General features: G+C 34.8%; 19 protein-coding genes. 7 read left to right on the top strand and 12 right to left on the bottom strand.

Features of this window, described 5'->3' with window-relative positions; all coding sequences use genetic code 11:
* Positions 1-18: 18 nt before the first annotated feature.
* The 4 genes from FHP05_RS03625 to argC are packed head-to-tail and all read right to left on the bottom strand — an operon-like array spanning position 19 to position 4,257.
* Entirely contained in the window at positions 19-1,158 is a 1,140-nt protein-coding gene (locus FHP05_RS03625) for an acetylornithine transaminase (protein WP_147665885.1), read from the bottom strand.
* Between the two features lie 17 nt (positions 1,159-1,175).
* On the bottom strand, positions 1,176-1,949 hold the full coding sequence (gene argB / locus FHP05_RS03630; protein WP_147665886.1) for an acetylglutamate kinase: 774 nt from the start codon (positions 1,947-1,949) through the stop codon (positions 1,176-1,178).
* Between the two features lie 13 nt (positions 1,950-1,962).
* Positions 1,963-3,192, bottom strand: coding sequence for a bifunctional ornithine acetyltransferase/N-acetylglutamate synthase (gene argJ, locus FHP05_RS03635; protein WP_147665887.1), 1,230 nt, complete (start codon positions 3,190-3,192; stop codon positions 1,963-1,965).
* A gap of 24 nt (positions 3,193-3,216) precedes the next feature.
* Positions 3,217-4,257, bottom strand: coding sequence for an N-acetyl-gamma-glutamyl-phosphate reductase (gene argC, locus FHP05_RS03640; protein ID WP_147665888.1), 1,041 nt, complete (start codon positions 4,255-4,257; stop codon positions 3,217-3,219).
* Between the two features lie 410 nt (positions 4,258-4,667).
* Between argC and FHP05_RS03645 the strand changes: the two genes are divergently transcribed.
* Complete coding sequence (locus FHP05_RS03645) at positions 4,668-5,198, top strand: helix-turn-helix domain-containing protein (RefSeq protein WP_269144270.1); 531 nt, start codon at positions 4,668-4,670, stop codon at positions 5,196-5,198.
* Positions 5,199-5,362: 164 nt separating this feature from the next.
* On the opposite strand, the gene FHP05_RS03650 is transcribed toward FHP05_RS03645, so the two are convergent.
* The 3 genes from FHP05_RS03650 to FHP05_RS03660 all read right to left on the bottom strand — a co-directional run bounded on the left by FHP05_RS03650 (position 5,363) and on the right by FHP05_RS03660 (position 8,352).
* Positions 5,363-7,072 (bottom strand): sensor domain-containing protein, encoded by a 1,710-nt coding sequence (locus FHP05_RS03650; RefSeq protein WP_147665890.1) that lies wholly within the window; start codon positions 7,070-7,072, stop codon positions 5,363-5,365.
* 159 nt (positions 7,073-7,231) lie between these two features.
* Positions 7,232-7,831 carry a class I SAM-dependent methyltransferase gene (locus tag FHP05_RS03655; protein ID WP_147665891.1) on the bottom strand — a complete coding sequence of 200 codons (600 nt, stop codon included), beginning with the start codon at positions 7,829-7,831 and terminating at the stop codon, positions 7,232-7,234.
* A 335-nt stretch (positions 7,832-8,166) separates the two neighbouring features.
* Positions 8,167-8,352, bottom strand: coding sequence for a hypothetical protein (locus tag FHP05_RS03660; protein ID WP_147665892.1), 186 nt, complete (start codon positions 8,350-8,352; stop codon positions 8,167-8,169).
* 237 nt (positions 8,353-8,589) lie between these two features.
* On the opposite strand from FHP05_RS03660, the gene FHP05_RS03665 reads away from it, so the two are divergent.
* On the top strand, positions 8,590-9,411 hold the full coding sequence (locus FHP05_RS03665; protein ID WP_147665893.1) for a CBS domain-containing protein: 822 nt from the start codon (positions 8,590-8,592) through the stop codon (positions 9,409-9,411).
* 65 nt (positions 9,412-9,476) lie between these two features.
* Positions 9,477-9,857: a (deoxy)nucleoside triphosphate pyrophosphohydrolase gene (locus tag FHP05_RS03670; protein ID WP_147665894.1), complete on the top strand. Its 381-nt coding sequence runs from the start codon at positions 9,477-9,479 to the stop codon at positions 9,855-9,857.
* A 141-nt stretch (positions 9,858-9,998) separates the two neighbouring features.
* Here FHP05_RS03670 and FHP05_RS03675 read toward each other — a convergent pair whose 3' ends face one another.
* The 3 genes from FHP05_RS03675 to dcm form a co-directional block, all read right to left on the bottom strand.
* Positions 9,999-11,129 carry a hypothetical protein gene (locus FHP05_RS03675; RefSeq protein ID WP_147665895.1) on the bottom strand — a complete coding sequence of 377 codons (1,131 nt, stop codon included), beginning with the start codon at positions 11,127-11,129 and terminating at the stop codon, positions 9,999-10,001.
* A 2-nt stretch (positions 11,130-11,131) separates the two neighbouring features.
* Positions 11,132-12,526 (bottom strand): Sau3AI family type II restriction endonuclease, encoded by a 1,395-nt coding sequence (locus FHP05_RS03680; RefSeq protein WP_147665896.1) that lies wholly within the window; start codon positions 12,524-12,526, stop codon positions 11,132-11,134.
* 73 nt (positions 12,527-12,599) lie between these two features.
* Positions 12,600-13,859: a DNA (cytosine-5-)-methyltransferase gene (gene dcm, locus FHP05_RS03685; RefSeq protein ID WP_147665897.1), complete on the bottom strand. Its 1,260-nt coding sequence runs from the start codon at positions 13,857-13,859 to the stop codon at positions 12,600-12,602.
* Positions 13,860-14,391: 532 nt separating this feature from the next.
* Between dcm and FHP05_RS03690 the strand changes: the two genes are divergently transcribed.
* Positions 14,392-15,744 (top strand): sodium-dependent transporter, encoded by a 1,353-nt coding sequence (locus FHP05_RS03690; RefSeq protein WP_147665898.1) that lies wholly within the window; start codon positions 14,392-14,394, stop codon positions 15,742-15,744.
* Positions 15,745-15,896: 152 nt separating this feature from the next.
* On the opposite strand, the gene FHP05_RS03695 is transcribed toward FHP05_RS03690, so the two are convergent.
* Positions 15,897-17,570 (bottom strand): FMN-binding glutamate synthase family protein, encoded by a 1,674-nt coding sequence (locus FHP05_RS03695; protein ID WP_191126221.1) that lies wholly within the window; start codon positions 17,568-17,570, stop codon positions 15,897-15,899.
* Between the two features lie 764 nt (positions 17,571-18,334).
* Positions 18,335-19,321: a polysaccharide deacetylase family protein gene (locus tag FHP05_RS03700; RefSeq protein ID WP_147665900.1), complete on the bottom strand. Its 987-nt coding sequence runs from the start codon at positions 19,319-19,321 to the stop codon at positions 18,335-18,337.
* A 321-nt stretch (positions 19,322-19,642) separates the two neighbouring features.
* Here FHP05_RS03700 and FHP05_RS03705 point away from each other — a divergent pair, with 321 nt between their 5' ends.
* From FHP05_RS03705 to FHP05_RS03715, 3 genes are read left to right on the top strand one after another with little or no spacing between them, the layout of a single operon-like run.
* Positions 19,643-20,893 (top strand): hypothetical protein, encoded by a 1,251-nt coding sequence (locus FHP05_RS03705; RefSeq protein ID WP_147665901.1) that lies wholly within the window; start codon positions 19,643-19,645, stop codon positions 20,891-20,893.
* A 21-nt stretch (positions 20,894-20,914) separates the two neighbouring features.
* Positions 20,915-21,592, top strand: coding sequence for a response regulator transcription factor (locus FHP05_RS03710; protein WP_147665902.1), 678 nt, complete (start codon positions 20,915-20,917; stop codon positions 21,590-21,592).
* Positions 21,589-23,001: a sensor histidine kinase gene (locus FHP05_RS03715; protein ID WP_191126222.1), complete on the top strand. Its 1,413-nt coding sequence runs from the start codon at positions 21,589-21,591 to the stop codon at positions 22,999-23,001. Before FHP05_RS03710 ends, FHP05_RS03715 begins: the two co-directional genes overlap by 4 nt.
* Positions 23,002-23,032 lie beyond the last annotated feature (31 nt).

Below are 23,032 nucleotides of genomic sequence, written 5' to 3' on the forward strand. Positions count from 1 at the left end.
TCGCTTCACTCCTATTGTTTATAAAGACTCGATTGTTTCTTTTAATAAGCCAACTACTTGATCAATCTCTTTCTTTGTCACTACTAAAGGGGGTAAGAGGCGAATGACCGATTCACCTGCATTTAACACAAATACACCTTTATCTAACATTTTCTGCATAATTGGTGCTACAGGTGCATGACATGCAATTCCTATCATCATACCTTTTTGACGAATTTCCTTTACATAGGCAAGTGGCTGGATGTTTTCTATTAATTGTTCTGATAGATAGGTAGCTATCTCTTTTACGTCCTGTAAAAATTCATCTGTAAAAATAGTTTCGGTTACTGCTTTTGCAGCAGCCATTGCAATCGGATTTCCACCAAATGTGGAAGCGTGTGACCCAGGTCCAAATGCGTGTGCATATTCTTTCTTGGCAACCATGGCCCCTACTGGAAGCCCATTTCCTAACCCTTTCGCTAAGGTGAAAATATCTGGTTCAATTCCATAATGTTCATAGGCAAATTTTTTACCTGTTCTTCCCATTCCAGTTTGTATTTCATCTACTATTAATAAAATATTTTTTTCTTTACATAACTCGGACACTTGTGCTAGAAAAGTAGTATCGGCCGGTATGACACCACCTTCACCTTGAATAACTTCTAACATAATGGCAGCAGTATTTTCATCTACTTTATGTTGAACAGACGTGATATCGTTATATGTTGCATAAACAAATGATTCTAACATCGGACCGAAACCATCTTTCACCTTTTCTTGACCTGTTGCAGCCATTGTTGCGAAGGTACGCCCGTGAAATGACTGTTTAAAGGTGATAACTGTCTTTTTCCCTGTGACTTTACGCGCTAGTTTAATAGCTGCTTCATTTGCTTCGGCACCACTATTACAAAAGAACACATAATCCCCAACACTGTGTTTCGTAATTTGTGTAGCGACTTCCTCTTGAATTGGCACATGGTATAAATTGGACACATGCCAATAGGAGTTCAATTGCTTTTCTACTGCTTCTTGGACCGCTGGATTGCGGTGACCTAAATTTACTACACCAATTCCACTACCGAAATCAAGATATTTCTTTCCATCTATATCTTCTACAATCGTCCCTTCCGCTTGCTTTACGGAGACAGGAAGGCGATTGTAGGTCGAAAACAATGCCATATATTAACAACTCCTACTTACGATTTAACTGGTACCTTAATAGTTGTACCTGCTAAGTTTTGTTTGTTTTTTAATTTGGATTCCATTCCATTGACAATCAATACTTCCCGGACATTATTCGTGAGACCTTTCATTGCTGCTTTTACCTTTGGAATCATTCCACCAAAGATGATTCCATCTTGGATCATCATTTCTACTTCGTCTGTTGTCACTTCTTCAAGGAGTTGTTCATCCTTTAAAATTCCTGGTACATCTGTAACAAAAATTAATTGTTCGGCTCCTAAGGCACTAGCGATGGCTCCTGCTGCTGTATCTGCATTAACATTATATTTTTTGCCATCTTGGCCGATGGCAATCGGGGCAATGATAGGTATAATATTCTTTTCTAAAAGTTGGTTGATTACATTTGTATGGACATTAGATATCTCTCCAACAAGCCCATATCGATTATAATTTAGTGGTGTTGCTTCAAGTAATTGAAGGTCTGAACCAGAAATTCCAAAACCCTTTAGTCCTGCGCTGTTAACATGTCTTGTTAAAGCAGGATTCACATGCCCCACTAATACCATTTCAACAATATCCATCATGTCTTCTGTTGTTTTTCTTAGACCGTTAACAAATTCAAATTCTATTTGTAATTGTTCCAGCATATGTTGTATGGCAGGTCCTCCACCATGTACGATAACAGGGTACTTTCCTGACTTTTGCAACTTCCTCATATTGTCAAAAAATTCTTTTGATAATTCATTAATCGTACTACCACCACATTTCAATATGACGATGTCTTGCACATTATTTCTCCTTTCATGTGCGGTAGCTTGCATTAATTCTTACATAATCATATGTAAGATCGCAGCCCCATGCTTTTCCTTTGGCATCTCCAAGTTGTAAGTCGATTAATATTTTCACTGTGTCATTTTCGAAGTAAGTATTTATTTCTTCTTCTGAAAAAGCCATTGGTTCACTGTTTTGCAGTATTGAAATTGGACCAATCATCGCATCGATTGTATGTGGATTAATTTCTACTCCACTATATCCAATTGCTGCAATAATTCGACCCCAATTCGCATCTTTTCCAAATATCGCTGTTTTCACTAATGATGAACTGACAATTGCTTTGGCTATTTTTACGGCATCTTCATTTGTTTTTGCGCCAATGACTTCAACTTCTACTAATTTCGTCGCACCCTCGCCGTCTCGAGCAATTTGTTGAGATAAATCTTCACATGTTTTCGTTAGTAATTCCATAAATACTTTCCAATCAGGATGTTCGGGTGTCAGTGTATCATTTTCCGCCAATCCATTTGCTAAAACAATGACCATATCATTTGTAGAGGTATCACCATCTACTGTAATACAGTTAAATGTTTTGTCAGTGGCTTCTTTTAAAGCCATTTGCAAAAACTCCGATTCTATCGCTGCATCTGTTGTAATAAATGATAGAATCGTTCCCATGTTTGGTTTGACCATACCTGAACCCTTTGCTGCTCCACCGATTGTGATTGTATTTCCACCAATTTCTGCTTGATAGCAAGCAGATTTTGTAAACGTGTCTGTCGTCAATAAAGATTCTTCAAATTGTGCCACATGTTCTTTTGTCTTTCCAATCGATAATAAATCAATATGGGGTGCAATTTTACTCATCGGCATGTGAACTCCAATCACACCAGTTGAGGCAACTGCTACATGATGTGCAGGAAGAGAGAGCTTTTTCGCTGTTAAGTGTTGCATCATATAGGCATCCTCTTCACCTTGTTTTCCTGTGCAAGCATTGGCGTTTCCACTGTTAATAACAATTGCTTGGAGCTTATGTTCAACGTGCATACTTTCCTTTGTAACAGCAATTGGTGCTGCTTGAATTTGATTTAATGTATAAACGGCTGCAGCATTTGTTAATTTTTCGGAATATAAGACACCTAAATCATTTCGTGCCTTTTTCACACCTGAATGGAGTCCTGCCACTTGGAATCCAGGTGGACTAATAACCGAGCCATTTTCTATACAAGTTATTTTTGTTTGTTCCTCAATCATCATGTCACTCCCTCATTTCTATTGTACTTATGGGAAAACTGGCATAAAATCAATCCCTGTTTTTTCATCGATACCTAGCATTTTGTTCATATTTTGTACTGCTTGACCTGATGCGCCTTTAATGAGATTGTCGATGACAGATATAACCATGATTCGATTTGTTCTTTCATCATAAGTTACTCCAATATCACAGAAATTCGAGCCACTAACATCCTTTGTCGTTGGAAAACTTCCATTGGAATGAATTCGAATAAATGGATCGTTTTCATAAACTGATTGATACAGCTCAATTAAGTCTTCTGTTGCTGTCTTTTCTGTTGCTGTCATATACATTGTTGCCATAATTCCTCTTGTCATCGGGGCTAAATGAGTTGAAAATGTCACCGGCCCAACATGAGGATGCCACTTTTTTAAACCTTGTTCAATCTCAGGTGTATGTTGATGTTGATTCACTTTGTATATCTTGAAATTATCATTTGTTCCAGAAAAATGCGTTACTTGAGAGAGGCCTTTTCCTGAGCCACTAACACCTGTTTTTGCATCAATAATAATAGAACCTCCATCGATTTTTTGTTGTTTTACAAGTGGTGCTAAACCTAGCAATACAGCCGTAGGGAAACATCCGGGATTTGAAATAAAATTGGTTTCTGTTACGTCCATATCTATCCATTCGGTTAGTCCATACACTGCTTGATTTAGCAATGCTTGATCGGCTGCTTTTATTCCGTACCATTGTTCATATATTTCTTGGTTCGTTATACGAAAATCTCCTGATAAATCAATCACTTTTGTACCATTTTTTAAAAATCCTGGTACCAAATCACGAGCGACTCCCGATGGTGTTGCTGTGAAAATGATATCTGCTTCTTGAGAGATTTTTTCCACATTAACAGCTTCCAGACGATGATTAATTAGTTCTTGCATATGTGGAAAGCTTTTCACCAATGGCTCACCATGTAAAGTCGATGCATGGACAGAGTGAATAGATACATGTGGGTGTTGATGGAGAATTCGAACCAATTCCGCCCCTCCATAGCCAGTTGCTCCTATTATCGCTGCTTTCCTCATTATTTACTCACTCCAATTTTTTATGTTAAACACTATTATAAATTGTATAAAAATAAAGTCAATAGTATAATTATAAATAATTTAAAAATTTAAATTAGTGCGTTTTATGCAAGAGGCTCCTGTATATCACATTTATAAATATGCATGTTAAGGGAGTGTTTATAGATTTGTATGAGTTAAATCGAGGCTCTATATTGGAGAAGCTTACCGTGTATCTTTGGATAGTTTTGCAGTGACAAGGGTGGGGTTGTGCACAACCATTCAAGTCCACGCCCCTTCATCCAAAATTCTACCTTCATCTTGACGAAATATCTACTCTCCTCTATGATAAAAGCATTACAAGATAGGATGAGTAGTCCTAAAGATAGAAGGAGAGAAGAACGATAGACCTTCAAGACATTGGCAAGAAAATTAGACAAGCACGACATCGAAATAAAAAGACTCAGCAGGAAATCGCTGATCAATGTGGTATCTCTAAAAGCATGCTTTCAAAGATTGAAAATGGGCAATCTGCTGCAGCGGTTGCGACGTTATCTAAAATAAGTGATGCATTATCCATTCCACTTTCATGGATTTTAGATAATGAATCAGAAACAGATTTGGTGTTACAACCAAAAGCGAAAAGGCAATATAAAGTAGGACATGAAGATATGGGTTATTCCTATGAACTCTTAGCAAAATCACGTTTTTCAAGTGTAGAACCGGCTATTGTTCATGTGACGCCAAAAGATGTAAATCTCAGAAATGAGCCATATACACATACAGAAGATGAATTTATCTACATTCTCGAGGGATCTATCTATTTAATGTATGATAATGAAAAACATTATTTAGAAAAAGGGGACACGGCATATTTTAAAGGAACGAAGCCGCATTTATTTGTTCCAGTAGATAATTGTGGGGCAAAGATTTTGACCATATTTATTGATGATGCTGAATAAATAACTATTTCGTTATGACCCTTGCTTGGTTTTTAAATGTCAAGTGGAAAAGAAAAGTAAAAATGTATATTTAGGATAAAAAAATTTGGAAGCAGAGAAAAATCAGCTATAAAAAATATGGAAAGGTCGCTTGGGAAGAAGCCCACAACCTTTCCATTTAAATTTTATTGGAATAATCTTAAATTATTAAAACGTTTATACAATGCCGGTATTTCTTGCCCCTTTACTGGTTTACTCCAGTAAAATCCTTGTCCAAGGTGACAGCCTTTCCGATTTAAATAGTCCAGCTGCTCCTTTTGCTCAATTCCTTCCGCCAACACGATGAAGTTCAAGTTTTTTCCCATGCTAATCATCGTGTCCACGATAACTTTACTGTCCTGATCTAAGTCATTGATAAAGGATTTGTCCATTTTTAATGTATTAATGGGTAAGTTTTTTAAGTATCTTAAAGAGGAATAACCTGTACCGAAATCATCAATGGATATCGATATTCCACTTTCTTTTAAAATTTTAAAAACTTGATGTGTCTCATCGATATTTAAAATTGTCCCTTCAGTAATTTCTAATTCGAGGTATGCAGGGTCGAGTTGTGTTTCTTCTATAATATTCTTTACACATGTCGTGAAATCTTTATGATGGAATTGAATAGGAGACACGTTGACACAAGCCTTTTTAAAAAAAATTCCTGCATCCTGCCACGCTTTCATTTGTTTACAAACTGTCTTTAAAACCCATTCACCTGTTGGCACAATGAGGCCAGACTCTTCTAATCTTGGTATAAATTCTACGGGAGATACCTGTCCTAGTTTTGGGTTTTTCCAACGCAACAATGCTTCTACACCAATCATTTTTTCTGACTTTAATTCAATAATTGGTTGATAATGAACCGTGAACTGATTCTTTTCTAAAGCTGTTTCAATTTCCTGTTCCAATTGGTAATAACGATCAATTTTCAGGTTTTGATCTGGTGTATTAAAACAATAGGAATTATCATCTTTTCTTTTTGCATGCTTCATCGCTGTATCCGCTTTTCGAATTAGAGATTCGATAAAATGGATGTCACTTTCTTTTTCTTTATCCCATCTTTCCATACTAATACCAATACTAACGGACAAATGAATATATAAACCACTTGCATCATAAGGAATAGACAATTGTTGGGTAATATTTTCCACAATGGAGATGATTTCCTGCTTATCAGAAACCCCTTGAAGTATAACAATAAATTCATCCCAACCAAGACGCGAAATAAAATCTGTTTTGTGAAGACATTGTTTTAACCGCTGGGATGCCTTTTTTAAAATGATATCACCAATATGGTGACCATATTTATCATTAATGGACTTGAACCGATTAAAGTCAATATATAATACAGTAGTTTGTTCCTGTCTAGTGTGTGACTGTAACCATTTTCCTAAAAAATTCAAGTTTGGTAATGATGTAAGTGGATCATAAAAGGCCATTTTTTTAATCATTTTCTCATACTGTTTTCGATTTGTAATATCATGTCTAATGGCAATATACTGATAGGGTTTTCCGCGGGTATTTAAAAAGGGGACAATCGTTGTATCTACCCAATAATAGGAGCCGTCTTTCGCTTGATTCCGAATCTCACCTTTCCACACATTTCCAGTACCAATCGTTCGCCACATCTCTTTGAAAAATTCCCGACTATGATAATTAGAATTAATCACTTGATGTGTCTTACCAATTAACTCTTCTTTTTTATATTTTGAAATATCACAGAAATTTTTGTTTACAAATTCAATAACACCTCGTTGATTTGTTATTGCTACAATAGTTGATTCATTGAGGGCTGTTTTAATATTCTCTAGTTTCTTATGTACTTGACGTAAATCTGCTTCATAGTCCATGATTGTTACTCCTTTAGAAAACTTTTTCAATAAAATCATATCATAAATGAGATAAAAGTCATATAAAAGTGTGATAATTTAAAGGAATACATGATTATAAAAAACATCAAAAAAGCCTCCCCACATATTAAAAAATAAGGGAAGGGCTTTTTAGAGAATCTACTTTTTGATTGCTACTTGAATGACATGCCCCATACCAGTATGTCCAGTACCTTCAATTCGTTCTGCTTCACCATAGTAGAAGTGTAGGCAATGATAGTCTTTAATCCATGCTAAAATATCACTAGGATCATACAAATTATCCACAATCGGAGGCCCACCTGTTTTATAGTCAATCTGTGCTTTGGAATATAATTCAAATAGCACATAGCCACCAGGTTTTACGGAGTCAATTATATTGTTAATAAAATTGGATTGATCTGGCCCTGGAACATGTCCAAACACAAGCACAGCTGCATCAAATGTTTCCCTAGGGGCCTTTTCTTTAACTAAATCCATCTGTATGGTATGGACAGTTACTCCACTTTCTTTGGCCAATTCCTTCGTTTTTTCTAGTCCGGCATCTGATTGATCAAATGATGTAACATCATGACCTAATGTTGCTAAATAAACAGCATTTCTTCCTTCACCTTCTGCAAAACAACCAACTCTTGCCTGGTTTGGAAGTATTTTGCTTTTTTCTTTTATAAATTCATTCGGATGTTTTCCGTAAAAGTATCCTTCTTGAGAAAAACGCTCATTCCAATGGTTCTTAGACATGGAATCAACTCCTTTAAAAAAGTTCCTAACTATGTCTAGTTTACCATTTGTGTACAAGATGTTGAATGATTTGATTTTGGAAGGATAAAATCAAACTTCAATCAGTGGGGATTATCTTCATTTCTACTGATTGTTAGTTGAAGGAATCGGGCTTTTACTGGCTTTTGCTTCTCCAATTATCATTCTTGGGTATCTCGATTTCTTGAGGTGGAGGCCTTACAGTTGGTTAGCCTGAGATAAAGTGAAAAAGGGGAGAGAAGTAGGGTTGTTTTTAAAACGGCTTACAAGCAAAAAATCCCACTCTTTCTTATAAAGGAAGCGGGATTTGAAATGAATTAATCGTATTGTTCTCTTTTCTTTTTATCGTTTAGATATGCTAATAGAATTTTAAGTCCAAAGTAAAACATCATGAGTCCTGCGAAACTATAAAAGGCTAGAAAGAAGTCATTAGCAATAAAATATACGATAACTGCTATGACAAGCATAAGAATGAATGCAAATAAATTCCGAAATCTATTCACGGAAAGTCCCCCAAACATTATATATTACAATATTAGTATATCAGATAGGTAGGTATTTATAAGGCGTAGGTAGTGACAAGTTTGTGAGAATTGTAAGAACTATATGTAGAAAGAGTAAACTATATTTCAAAATCCATATCTTTATACTATAATCCGTAATAAGGATATTGGTTGAAATAATAATAATCATTTAATCTATTAGATATGGCTATTAATTACATAAAGGGGTCGAAGCACATGCAAATTAGAAGACAAAAATTCATACCATATCATAGTTTGTCACCACATCAAAGTTTACGTTCATTGTTCTTACATAATATTACCGTAAATCATATTGCAGAACTGTTGGAGATTGTTGAAGGAGAAACCAACACCACAGATGCATTATCCATTATGAAAGACAATGGGTATGATTGCTTAGGAGTAGAAGCAGATGGCAAGGTAGTTGGATATATGGAAAGAAAAGACCTAGGTGAAGGGCTTTGTAAGACATATATTAAATCTTTCCTTACGGCAGAAGTAGTATCTGACTCCACATCTTTATTACAAACCCTTTATTTATTAAAGGATACGAAGCGAATTTTCGTGATTGAAGGGAACCAGATTACAAAATTAGTCACCCATGCCGACTTACAAAAGCCTCCTGTTCAATTGTATTTATTTGGTCAAGTATCACTTGTTGAAATGTATTTATTGCAGTTAATTAAGCAATATTTACCGAATAACACTTGGAAGATTCATTTGGATGAACAACGATTAAATCGGGCGAAGCAAATTTTCCAGCAAAGACAATCGATAAATGAACAAATTGAATTGATTGATTGTCTACAGCTATGTGATAAACGTGATATAGTCATTTCGAGTCAAAAGCTATTTCATTTATTACCTTTAGAATCAAAAAATAAAGGGGAAAGATATTTCCGTCGATTGGAGCAACTTCGCAATAACTTAGCACATGCCCAAGATTTCACGAATAGTTTTACATCCTCTGAAATCATTACCATTGTTGAACAAACAGAAAGGATTCTGCGTATTTGTGAGGAATTGTTGGGGGAGTAGGATTTTATTTTCACAGATCAAATCAAGGAAGGAATAAATTAAATGAAAGGAAGTTCTTGATTTCCATGAAACAAATTCATGTTGTTGCAGCAATCATTATTAAAGATGAGAAAATATTTTGTACACAAAGAGGAACAGGATCATTAGCCTATAAATGGGAATTTCCTGGTGGGAAAATAGAAGCAGGTGAAACAGAGAAAGAAGCATTAAAACGTGAAATAAAAGAAGAGCTTCATTGTGATATAGAAATTGGCGAAAAAGTTGCACATACGATACATACATATGACTTTGGCACTGTCCATCTTACTACATATTATTGTGAGTTAATGAAAGAGGAGCCAATATTAACCGAACATATTGCAATGAAATGGCTTTACCCTGATGATTTAATGTCGTTAGAATGGGCTCCAGCTGATATTCCAGCGGTAGAGAGGGTGAGAGCTTAGTAATGATATATTTTTATACACAATACTAAAAGAAATACTAGAATGTAAAACACTATTAATTCTATCAAAATGTTGTTATATTTTCTGAATAGATAATAATAAAGTATAAGAGTGAGAAGAAGTTTGTGTCTCTTCTCAATCTTATATTTCTCTAAAATGTAATTGCTTATTTGTAGGATTATAATTATATTTTATTAGTCTAAGGTTTGACCACTTTTTTGGAACTGGTGGTCTGCGTGTCTTTATATAGTTACGAATCGTGATGTCGGGTTTTGCATCAATAACAACTTGAGGAAAGTCATGAGCAACAAGGAAAGCTTCAATCATATTATAATCACCATAACTATATTCTTGATTAACCCAGTCCACATATTTCATTACCTGATTGATATCCTCTATAGTTGCTTTGTCTTTTTTAATTTCTAATACTAAGTATTTAGAAATTGTTTTGAAATTCGGTATATACTTGTAACCGAATATATCCATTTTGTCCATATAATCTATGGGTTTAAAAGGGGAAGCAACAACTTGATGTGATAAATAATCCCAGTATCCAAAAATTTTTGTTTTTTTGTTAGATATATAATCAAGTATTCCAGATTCTAATGCCATCTCATGTTTTAAGTATCCTGTAGAGGAACTGCAGTTATACATAATGTTGTCGGAGCTAACCTTATAATCACTATTTACCAAATAATTAATTCGATTATGTATATGATGAGAATTCGTATAAGTGTATTTTCCACTAGATAAATTTTTTTCATTATTTTTTAGAATAATATCGATGAGTGCTTTATTTTCACTATCATCAATTTTTATAAAAGACAGTTTCCAGAACGATCGTAGCATTCTGAATTTTTCCGGATTCGATGATAGGACTTCATCCATATCTATACCGTTTTTAAAAAAATATGGTGAGCCTTTAAATGTACACAACATCCTGTTTTGGATACTTTTGGATGAAAAATCTAATATCATTTTATGCCTAATTTCTTTAAAAGTAAAATTGTTAGGTAAATCAGCGTCAGGAAAATTTAAAAATTTACAATCACCTTTTATATTTATTAATTCACCAATGCCATATATTTTTCTATCGTGAAAGAAGAAAATATTATCCCCTTTTTTCATAGTAATATAATCAGCAAATGTTCCTTCATGATGCACGCCCCAAATCTGATTTTTGGGCAAATTTAAATTGGTACTATATATTCCTTCTTTTATTGAATATTCCATGGCTTGAATATCATTCATGCTAAAAATATAACCCGCCATTACTACACCTCATTTAAATTTGAAATAATTTGTTGTATGTATTTTTTATCCAACCAAAATCCTTGTTTAGCAATCATTCTCCCATCAGGCAATGCTATTTTATCCTTACCATCTCTTCCTTTTGGTCTTATATGACAAATACTGTTGAATCCAGGTTTTGGTAGATTATTTTTAACAATAACTCGATTCTTTTGTTGGACTGGGGTAAGTTCTATTCCTTTGTTAATTAACGTTTTAACGTGAAGCCAAAAATCTTTTAATGGTTCATCAATCGTCTTTTTAGGCATGTTCCAGAGTTTGATACCTCTAAAGTATAATTGCCGATTCGGATTATCATTTTTCCTTTCTATATATTGAAAGACAACAAACAGTAGTTTAGTCTCTTCGAAATATTTGCTAATCCAGCTTTCATCCCAATCTTCTTTTTCCCACTCTATAAAGTTAATATTTTTAAATGACATATGTTCTCTTGGAATTCCATTTGGCTCTAACCGCACTGTTTTAAATTGAATGTTAGCTTTGGCAAATTCCTCGATTTGATTTAGCTTTGTCCCTTGGATTCCAAGTAAACTACTAATAAACTGTTGCAAGAAATTTTTAGAGTTGGAATTTATTTTATAATTTTCCTTTTGAGCTATTTCCTCAATGGACATGCCTTTATAGGGGGAGAACTTGTCCTCTAATAGCCCAATTAGCGATTTATGTTCTAACTCTTTGTTTGTTGTAAAACGTTTTAAATCTTCTTTTTGTATTAGCTTCCGAACAAGTGCTGTCATATAGCTTTGTTTTAATGAAAATGCTCTTTGCATCGCCATTTCATCACTATATGGTTGTGTTCGTAGTGAATTTTTGCTTGCTCCTTTTGTACAGGCTGCAAGATAGTTTGTATCGGCTTCAGATAATTCGTGTGCACGACCTTGTTTAATTTTATCTACAATCACTTTCCAGTCTTGTTCTATGATTGCAAGATCTTCTACTGGATATGTGTGCAGATGAGATTTGATTAGTTTATAATCAGCTCTTTTAAATCCTTTTTTCCAAAGATAAAACATTAAAAGAATTTTTTCATTCTTTTGCCAAAAACTTGATGTTTGAAATTCATGTTCAACCTCTTCATGGTAATTAATAATATTTAATACAAGTCTTTCTTTGGCAGATAACGTTCCATTTTTATTTTCCTTAATAGGGGTTACTTTTAATTCTATTCCAAGATTTGAAAAATCAGCTTCCTTTTCAGAGTTTATTTCATAACCGAAAAAGCTTTCTTCGATGACTTGTCCAAGATGTCCTTTCGCTCTCTCATTTTGTACTCTCCCGGTTTGGTCTATTTCACCAAATGTTTTTCCTTCTGCCATTTTTGCTTTAGTTAGTAATTCTTCTTGTGTTTTATAGAGCATGGAGCACATCCTTTGAAATAGTAATAGATTCAGAATTATTGTAACATAAAAAAGAAAAGCTGATACATTTATATCAGCTTAAGGATAATTCAAGTTGTACATCAACAACTTCATTTTGTTTTTCGATTTTCTCAATTCGTTTCCCCATAATTTCTATCAATCCAACAACAAGAGCATTACCCATGCAAAAGTATCTCATTCTATCAGTCATTCCAGCTGTCCAATTATCAGGGAAGTTATTCAACCGTTCACATTCTATTGGGGTTAATCGTCTCTTCCGGCCATTTACTTCTACGATGTGTGTACTTCGATTTTTACTTCCTTCACTCGTTAACATTGTTCTACCTGGTTTGTCCAATGAATCAGTAGGAGACATTCCACCTTCAGAAAAATAATATTTATGGCCATCGGCTGATTGTCTTTCGATTTTTTTAGGCCCACGCATGTAATCAAACTTCTCTTCTTCTTCTTTGGAAAGATAAAATTTCTCATCAATTTCTGTTTCGTCCAAGAGAATTTCCCCCAAAGTAGTGGGTTCTATTTGTATAGGATCCACATGTGCTGTGAAAATTTCTCCATTACGCATGACACCTGCAGGATGGAAGGTAAAAGAGAATTCATCCGATATTTCCACAATATCCTCTGGTAATTCCACTGAGTCTATCCGATTTTTATAAGGCTCGTCCTTAACAGCAAATGGTTTTGCAAAAAAACCATTTTTAAATACAATTTCTTCTTTACTATACTGTCCTTGTTCGCAATCAAATGAAAGTCCGTTTTTATAAGCAAAAATGAAAACTCTTCTTCTTCTTTGCGCAAATCCATAATCGGCTGCATTAATCATACGCCATTCCACACTATAATCTAAATCTCGTAATGTAGCTAACATAACAGCGAAGTCTCGCCCGCGCTGTCTAGATGGAGACTTGAGTAATCTATCTACGTTTTCAAGTAATACATATTTTGGGTGTGTATGTGCGATTGCTCTTCTAATTTCCCAAAAGAGTACTCCTTTCTTTCCTTGAATTCCTTTTTCGCCAGAAAGGGAACGAGCAACAGAGTAATCTTGACATGGAAATCCTCCAACAATTAAATCAGGAGCTGCTTGTTGAAATGCTTCTTCAGAAATGGTTGCGATATCTTCATTTACATGAGTTCCATTATTAAAATTACGAGCATAACAATCAAAGGCATCTTGAGATTTTCTTGAAGGTTCCCATTGGTTTGCCCAGTTAATTTCAAATAAATCAGGATTTGCTCTTTCAAGTCCTAGTCGGAAACCACCAACTCCAGCAAATAGTTCCATTACTTGTATTTTGTGATTCTTGCCCATGTGCGAACACCCTTTCGCTTTCTTTATATCATTATAACGTATTTTGATCAAAAGATCAAGATCTTTGATTTTCAAATTACATAAAGGTTTGTGAGTTGATAATGCTAGTTTACTAGGAAATAATGCATAATGTAAGCAGAAATTTTTATTAATAATAGAATTTTATACTTTTTTTGTATGGTCACTGGAAAATTCCTCCATAGGGAAAAGAAGAGCAGAGACTTTACCTATACTGGCAAAGTCCTTTTTATGTTCAGTTCCCATGCATCATTTTTCTCTCTTCAATATCTTTTTTTACATTTTATTTGATTTACTTATAGAGAATTATTATAAAAAATGTGACTTCTTAAACCTGAGCACGCTACCATCTATTTCTAAAATGCTTTTGGGTGTATTTAGTTTAATAATTTCTGTCCATTAGATAATAGTAAATTTTTCAAGAGAAAAGGACATGTTTTGAAAATCAGTGAAAAAAATGCTACTATTTATCAACGGTAAAGGTTTGTATGTGTTTAGGAAATGAGGGGTTTGCATGAATGAAGAAGGAAAGGAACAGTGGTCCTCTAAAGTTGGTTTTATATTAGCTTCGGCAGGTGCAGCCGTTGGTCTTGGGGCTATTTGGAAATTACCTTATGTAACTGGAATGAGTGGTGGAGGAGCTTTCTTCCTTCTTTTTGTATTGTTTACATTATTGATTGGCTTTCCGTTATTAATTTCTGAATATATTATAGGAAGAGGGTCTGGTAAGGAAGCAGTCAGTGCCTATAAAAAGTTATCCAAACACCCAATATGGACATGGGCTGGGAGAATTGGTGTCATCGGATGTTTTCTTCTTTTATCATTTTATAGTGTTGTTGGTGGTTGGGTGTTGATCTATAGTGTGCTCTCTATAACTGGAAATGTTATTGGCAGTGGGGCCGATTATGGAACATTATTTCAAACGGTTACCGCTTCTCCATGGATCACATTATTAGGTGTATTTTTATTTACGTTACTTAATAGCATTGTCGTTTCTTCTGGTGTGAAAAAAGGTATTGAGCGTGCTAATAAGTATTTAATGCCTATGTTGTTTTTATTTTTCGTTATTCTTGTTGTACGTGCATTGACATTAGATGGTGCAATGGAAGGTGTTAGATTTTTCTTAGCACCTGACTTTTCAAATATCACTGGAGAAGCTATTCTGTATGCTCTTGGTCAATCTTTCTTTTCACTTGCAGTTGGCTTTTCTTGTATGGTTACATATAGTTCTTATTTAGAAAAAGATGTTAGCTTACCTTATTCTGCCGGTTCAGTGGTAGGAATGAACATATTTGTTTCGTTATTAGCAGGGCTTGCGATATTCCCGGTTGTATTTGCCTTTGGTTATGAACCAACGGAAGGACCTGGCTTACTATTTGTTGTATTGCCGGCTGTTTTTTCAGAAATCCCGTTTGGTTCGTTATTTCTTAGTTTGTTTTTATTCTTATTTTTATTTGCGACATTAACATCATCTTTTAGTTTACATGAAGTGATTGTTGCTGCATATACGGAAAAAGCGGGTAGAAAGAGAAAATCGGTTGCCTGGATTACAGGAGCAATTGTTTTTATTGCTGCTATTCCTGCAGCTCTATCATCCAGTTTACTTCAAGGCTGGTCTCTATTTGGGAAAAATGTATTTGATGCAACAGATTATCTCGTTAGTAATATTCTATTACCGACTGGTAGTTTATTAATTGCTCTATTTATCATTCATCAAATGGATAAGAAACTTGTGAAAGAGGAATTTTTAGTAAGTAGCAATCTCTCACCAACAATGTATCATATATGGCGAATGATTATGACGTGGATTGTTCCTGTGATTATCGTAATTGTGCTATGTAATCTTGTAGGAATATTTTCTGTCTAATTACAACGTATGCGTTTTATATCCTTTTGTATGCTGTTAGGCAGATGACAGTAGCGTACATGACATATCATTAAGGGATACCTCCTACAGATCTATTATTCATTCATAAATACAAAAAAAGCGTCTCTATTTCCATAGGGACGCTTTACATATTAACTATTCACAACTTCACGCTTCTTTGCTTCTTGATGGTGGAGTATGTGCTCGATATTATCGTCTTGTTTTTCGTTTTGACCTTCTGAGTAGTTTTCATATTTCTTTACTCTGTTATCAATGGTTCGTAATGAGACATGTTCTTTCGAGAATTCAGATGGGGAGGCTAATCCACAAGATGCCCCTAACATAAATAAGCCTTGTCGCATGGTAGTTAAATAGTTAGCTGTACGGAATCGTTTCTCTTCAACAACAATCCCAGCCTCTAAATGTGGTAAATGAGATGTTACACCAACTGGACAATGGTTGGTATGACATTTCCCAGCATTAATACAACCGACTGTGTTCATTGCTGCCCGAGCAATATAAATTAAGTCAGCCCCTAATGATAAGGCAATCGCCATTTTATTAGCTGTAGCAAGCATTCCAGATGCAATGATCTTAATATCATCGCGAAGCCCGTATTTTCTTAGGGTTTGATCAAGGATTAAGATACCAGAGAAAATTGGTAATCCTAGGCTATCAGCCATTTCCTGATAAGTTGCACCTGTTCCACCCTCTGCACCATCGATGGAAATAAAGTCTGGTTTTTTGCCGGTTTCTTTCATATAGCTTGCTAATTCATCAAAGGAATGAGTATCACCAGCAACAACTTTGATTCCGACAGGTTTTCCTGTGATTTCTTGCCAATGGGTGATTAATTTAAATAGACCTTCCGTATCTGAGAATAATGGGAAACGGTTTGGACTTTCCACATCTTTCCCCATTTTAATTCCGCGGATTTCTGCAATTTCAGGAGTGATTTTTTCCTTTGGTAGTTTTCCTCCGCGAACTTTCGCCCCTTGTGCTAATTTCATTTCAATTGCTTTTACTTCTGGTCGCATGGCATTTTTTATGAATGTCTCTTCATGATATACACCATCTTTTCGTGCACCGAATAATCCAGAACCTACTTGGAAAATTAAGTCTGCCCCTTTTTGTTTAAAGACTCCATCTTGAACAAGTTGTTCTACCGCTTCTGGTGCACTTTCACCGAAATGTTTTTCTAATTCAAAATTAGATGCATGTGGGTTTTTCTCTACATATTTTATGATTTTTTCGCTTAGGCGATCTGTTGGTGCTTTAGAAGTGTCGATGATATCATATACTTTTGAAAGATGATATGGTGAAATACCACCTTCCCCTGTATTCATATAGCTTCCACCACTAATTGCTACACCTTGTGCCATTGCTTTCACAGCACTTTTAGATAATGCACCATAGCTCATTGCAGAAATGCCAAGTAGCCCTTTAACGTGAAAGGGGTGTTTTCTATCTTTTCCAATGATAATACTATTTTCGTCTGTTAGATGCCATGGTTTAATTTGTACCTTGTTTCGCTTTTCTTTTCGGTTTGTGAGTGACTCATTGATAATTGTATACGTGTACGTTTCTATCGGATGATCATTGTCTACTTGTAATTCTTCTACATTTAATGGAAACATAGAATTGGTTAAATAAAAGTCTGTTTTATCAAAGTTTTTCTTTGACCCAAATCCAATAACTGTATTTGCGTATTTTCCTGCTTTGGCAATGGTTTCCTGTGTGTCTCTATCAACTGGTCTTCCTTCCTTATCATTTAAAAACCAATATTGACGAAATTCCGGTCCAATCATTTCAAAAATATAACGCAATCTTCCTAAAACAGGATGCGTTTTCAAAATAGAGTGTTGATTTTGATACTTATCTTTTAGAAATAAATAAACTAAAAGAATAATAAGTCCGTAAAAGATGATTAATGGCAACATTTTGAGAAAAGAAATGGTGATAGACAGCTGAAACACCCCTTTTGTTATTCTATGATAGAATTATATTTTCACAGTATAAAACTGTTAAACTGTATGAAAAGAAAACATTTTACGAATATGGTTCGTAAAAATGATTCCGTGATAATTATAGTGAATAAGGCAGTAAAATTCAACTGGTTTAATGATATTTTGAAAATAGCCACAAAACTATATTTTATAACGATTGAAGCATTGTTAAACAATTTTATTAGTGGACTTATTTTATCAAAGAATTCTGTGACAAATACTAGTTAAATCACATTTTATTCACAAAGAAAATCCAAGATAGAAATTCTATCTTGGATTTATCGCAGATTAACTGGCTGTAAGACCTCCACAACAAGAATTCGAGCTACTCAAGAATTATAAGTGGAGGATCAACAGCCAGTAAAAGCCCGATTCGTTCAACTAACAATCAGCGGGAGAAGAAGAAAGCTCCCACTGATTGAAGTTTCACTTTATCGCAGATTAACTGGCTGTAAGACCTCCACAACAAGAATTCGAGCTACTCAAGAATTATAAGTGGAGGATCAACAGCCAGTAAAAGCCCGATTCGTTCAACTAACAATCAGCGGGAGAAGAAGAAGGCTCCCACTGATTGAAGTTTCACTTTATTTAAATTGAATTGGTTGCATGCTTTCATCAATTGCACGCATGTCATATCCATTTTCTTTATAAAATTGTAATAGTCTTTCTAAATGTCGAGCAGTGTTTGGCTTTTCATGCATCAACACAATTAAAGGCTCTTTACCGACCAGTTGATTAGACCGTTGAATGATGGTATCAACGAATCCACCGTTTTTATACTTCCAGTCAACTGAGTCAATATTCCAATCCCAAAGAATAAATCCTTCCTTATCCGATGCTTCTTTAAATGGTGGTGTAATATATGGGTTTGAGCCATAAGGAGCTCGAACTAGTTTGGTATTTATGCCTGTCGTTTTATGAATAAAGTCAATTCCTTGATTCATTTCTTGAACGAAACTTTGAGGAGATTGATAGATTTTTGAAACCTCATGGGTAACACCGTGTACACCAATGGCATGGCCTTTTTCTGCCATTTCTTGAACGACATCAGTATTGTTTTTCATATTTGGTTCCAGCATAAAATAAGTAGCTTTTGCATCATATTGATCTAGTAATTGTAAAATTTCCTTCGATGCAGTTGGATGTGGGCCATCATCAAACGTTAAATAAACGACTTTCCCGGTTTCTGGTGCTGATGTTTGTTTTTTTGAGGAATCAGTTTCTTTATTTTCTTGTTCCTCTTGCTTCTTCTGTTTTTCTTCTACTGAATTAGACTTTTCCTCTGACCCATCTGTTTCTTTATGGGATGAACTTTCTTCATCTTTTGTTTTTTCTTGTTCTACTGTGTCAGGGGTATTCTTTTTAGGCTGTGTTTCCTCTTTGGAAATTTTATTTGTTTTTACTTCGCTTTTTACTGCTTGTTCTGTGCCTTTTTCTGCTTCTACTTTTTTATCTGCTACAATTTCTGTAACAAATACAGTAAGAATCACGGTAAAAACAACAATTAATCCAAGTGTTAATTTTCCAAGTCTATTAAGTTTTTTCCGTCGTTTCTTAGATGTGTCTTTCATCATCTTCAGCCCCTTGCCCATATTCTAATCTCTCTATTAATATCGTAAACTGTTTATCTCAAAAATGTGTTACAAAGAAATTACAATTCTTGTCTTTTTTTGTAGAAGTAACTCGATATTGTCGGATATGGGCGGAAAAGTTAGTTTGCATTGATATTTTTATAGTTTATTGTTTTTGTCTGTTTTTGCATAACGCAGGGCTTTATAAGAATTCCACATGGACGGAATGTTAAAAAAGAAAATGGATTGTAACCGAATTGCTATATTTCGATAATGATTAATGGGTATAATAAAGATAATTACATATGAAGGATGACAATAATGAAACAGTTTATAAAAGCAATATTTCTACTAGTATTATTTTTATATCTGGCAGGATGTTCACTATTTGAATCGAATACATCATTAATGTCTCCACCTGCTCTTCCAGATGCAGAGGAAAAGATTCTGAGTGCTTTGAATCAGTATGTTTCTAGTTCAGCGGAATTATTGACCCCATTAAATGGAGAACAATCGAAATCAATCATTTTGGAAGATTTAGATGGGGATGGGGAAGAAGAAGCGATTGTATTCTATAAAGAAGGTACTGGTACAATCAAAGGAATTGTTCTTGCAAAGAAAGACAAATGGGAAAAGGTTACAGAGATTAGTGGGGAAGGTAAGTATCTCTATGATTTAGTATTCTTTGATATGAACGAGGATGGACAGAAGGAAATTTTTATGGGGACATCGTATTCCAAGACGGAAGAAGGTAGTCGTGTTCTATTTGTATACGATATTAAAAAAGAACCTGTTCTTTTATTAGAGGAATCCTATAGCTATTTTCTTGTTGATCAATTTGGTTCAACAGGAAGTGCATTGGGATTGATTAAATTCCAACGTGGTACAGAAAATCTACTTTCTTTGTATAAAATGAAAGATAATAATTTATCGGTAATAGATGGGTTAAAGTTAGATCCCTATATCAATGGTTATGTAACTTTAAATAGTGGAAAAATTACCCCGAATGAATGGGGGATGATGCTTGATGTAGGTGTTGGTGCACATTCAGGAAGAACGTTCATTATTTCTGTTAAAAAAGGAAAATTAAAAAATGTATTTTCTGATGAAGAAAATGAATCTGCAAACGAAGAGGATCCAACATTTAAGGCCTCTATAGTAGGTAGTGAGGATACGAATCAGGATGGGATTTTAGAATATGCTGTTTTGGAGGATCCGGTGGCAGCAGATTATTCTCATGCAGATATGCCATATATTACTGTATTCTATCAATTAGATGAAAAAAGGGAACCCCAAGTCGTTTCAAAGGCTTTTTATAATTATACATTTGGTTATAAAATCTCCATTCCGCTTGAATGGCCAGCGGTTAAAATTAAAAAAACGGATGATTGGAAACATGTTGAAATGATTCAAGGGGATAATGAAATGGTTTTATTTGATGTATATGTTTCTGAAATGAAGCGAATGGATCATTGGGAAAAACTAGAAGAAACAGATGACTATGTCTACTTATCTAAAACAGTAACAAATGAAAACAAACATTTATTCCAATTAATTGATGTCGTGGAATAATTTTATATAGAGGGATGTTTTATGGAAAAAGTATTGGTTATAGAAGATGAAGAAAATATAAGAAGTTTTGTCATTGTACACTTAAAACGAGAAGGATTTCATGTATTAGAGGCACCAACAGGTGAAGATGGATTAGCATTATTAGAAAAGCACCCGGACACAAGTCTCGTTTTATTAGATATCATGCTTCCGGGAATAGATGGGTATGAAGTAGCGCGGGTGATACGGAAAGTAAATCATTGGATTGGAATTATTATGTTAACCGCAAAAACGATGGAACAGGACCAAGTAAATGGTTTATCACAAGGAGCAGATGATTATGTTGTTAAACCGTTTAGTATTAATGAGTTAACAGCAAGAATTCATTCGTTATTACGGAGAATTCGCACACATCGTCCAGTGATTAAAAATGGCTTATGGATTAATCGTTCGGAGCGTTGTTTAGAGAAGGATGGGAACATGATTGAATTATCACCAACAGAATATCAAATTATGTCCATTTTAGATATGGCAAAAGGAAAAGCGGTTAGTCGTAATGACATATTAGATGATGTATGGGGACTTGATTTTCCAGGGGATCCGAAAATTGTAGATGTGAATATTCGACGCATTAGACAGAAAGTAGAAGACAATCCATCTGAACCTCAATTTATTGAAACTGTGTGGGGGTATGGCTATAAATGGAGACCCCAAGAATGAAGAAAAAGAAAAGCATCCGTAGCTATTTGCTGAAGCAGCATTTTTTTGTAATAACCATCACAGTCGCTTTATTTGAAATAGCGATTTTTATAGGGCTTTATCATTACTATTATAAAAACACGGAAGAAATATTAGCGTCACACGCTAAAAATGCTGTTCATTTTGCGATGCGTTCATCAGAATTATCACCATTTCAGCTACAATATCATATTCCTGAAATGATCAATGACTATCAATTACGGGGAACAGAGATGCAGATTGTGTCTCCATCTGGGAACATATTGGCCTCTTCCTCAGGATTTCTTCCAGACGAAGTCATTGAACACCATATTTTGCAACAGGCTACCATAGAAAGTCCGATCCCTTGGAAGGGGAAGAATCCTAGTTCAGGTGAACGAGTAATGGCTGTTGTTGTTCCGTTAGAAAATGGAGAAGAAACAATTGCTTATTTTCGTTATGTAACATCTTTAGAAAGAATGGATATCTTTTTTAAGAGGCAATTGTCCATTTCTTTAGGAGTAGGAGGAGTTATTATATTACTTGTTTTATTACTTAGTATGGCATTTTCTAAACAGATGACAACTCCATTAACAAGATTAACAAAAGCATCAAAGCGTCTTGCCAGGGGTGAATTTGATGCCAGAATTCATGGGGATTACATCGGAGAATTAGATACATTGGCAAAATCATTTAATGAAATGTCACATGCGCTTTTACAACATGAGAAAATGAAGGATGAATTTATTTCCTCTGTTTCCCATGAATTACGAACTCCTTTAACGAGTATTAAGGGATGGAGTGATACATTACTTACTGGGGATTTGAACGATATAGAGGAAGTGGAGTTAGGTTTAAATGTCATTTCTAAGGAAACAAGTAGGTTAACGAATTTAGTAGAAGAATTACTGGATTTTTCTGCTCTAAAGAATGAATCTTATTCGCTTCAGCCAACCACATTTCCGGTTAAGGCCTTATTAAATGAAATACAAACACAGTTTAAAAAGCAAACAAATAAGAAACAATTAACACTTTCTGTCACAGCTTGTCCAGATGTCCACATTCATGCAGATAAAAATCGGATTAAGCAAGTGTTGATTAATTTAGTGGACAATGCGATGAAGCATAGTCCATCAGGAAACGATATTGAATTAAGTGGGAGAATTAATGAGGGATCCTTTGTCTTTTCTGTTATAGATGAAGGAGATGGAATGGATGAGTTAGAGTTAGAGAAAATTATGGCTCCATTTTACAAAGCAAATCCAAATACAGTTGGAGCAGGACTTGGGCTTTCCATTTGTCAACACATTATTGATTTACACCATGGGGAGTTCTTGTTGGAAAGTAAACGAGGTGAGGGAATGAAAGCGTCATTTTCCATTCCATTTGATTCTCATGAAATTGGCGAGTAAAGAGTGATTCTACCAAAACCTTTATCTTGGT

The sequence above is a fragment of the Cerasibacillus terrae genome, assembly GCF_008039555.1.
GTDB lineage: Bacteria > Bacillota > Bacilli > Bacillales > Amphibacillaceae > Cerasibacillus > Cerasibacillus terrae.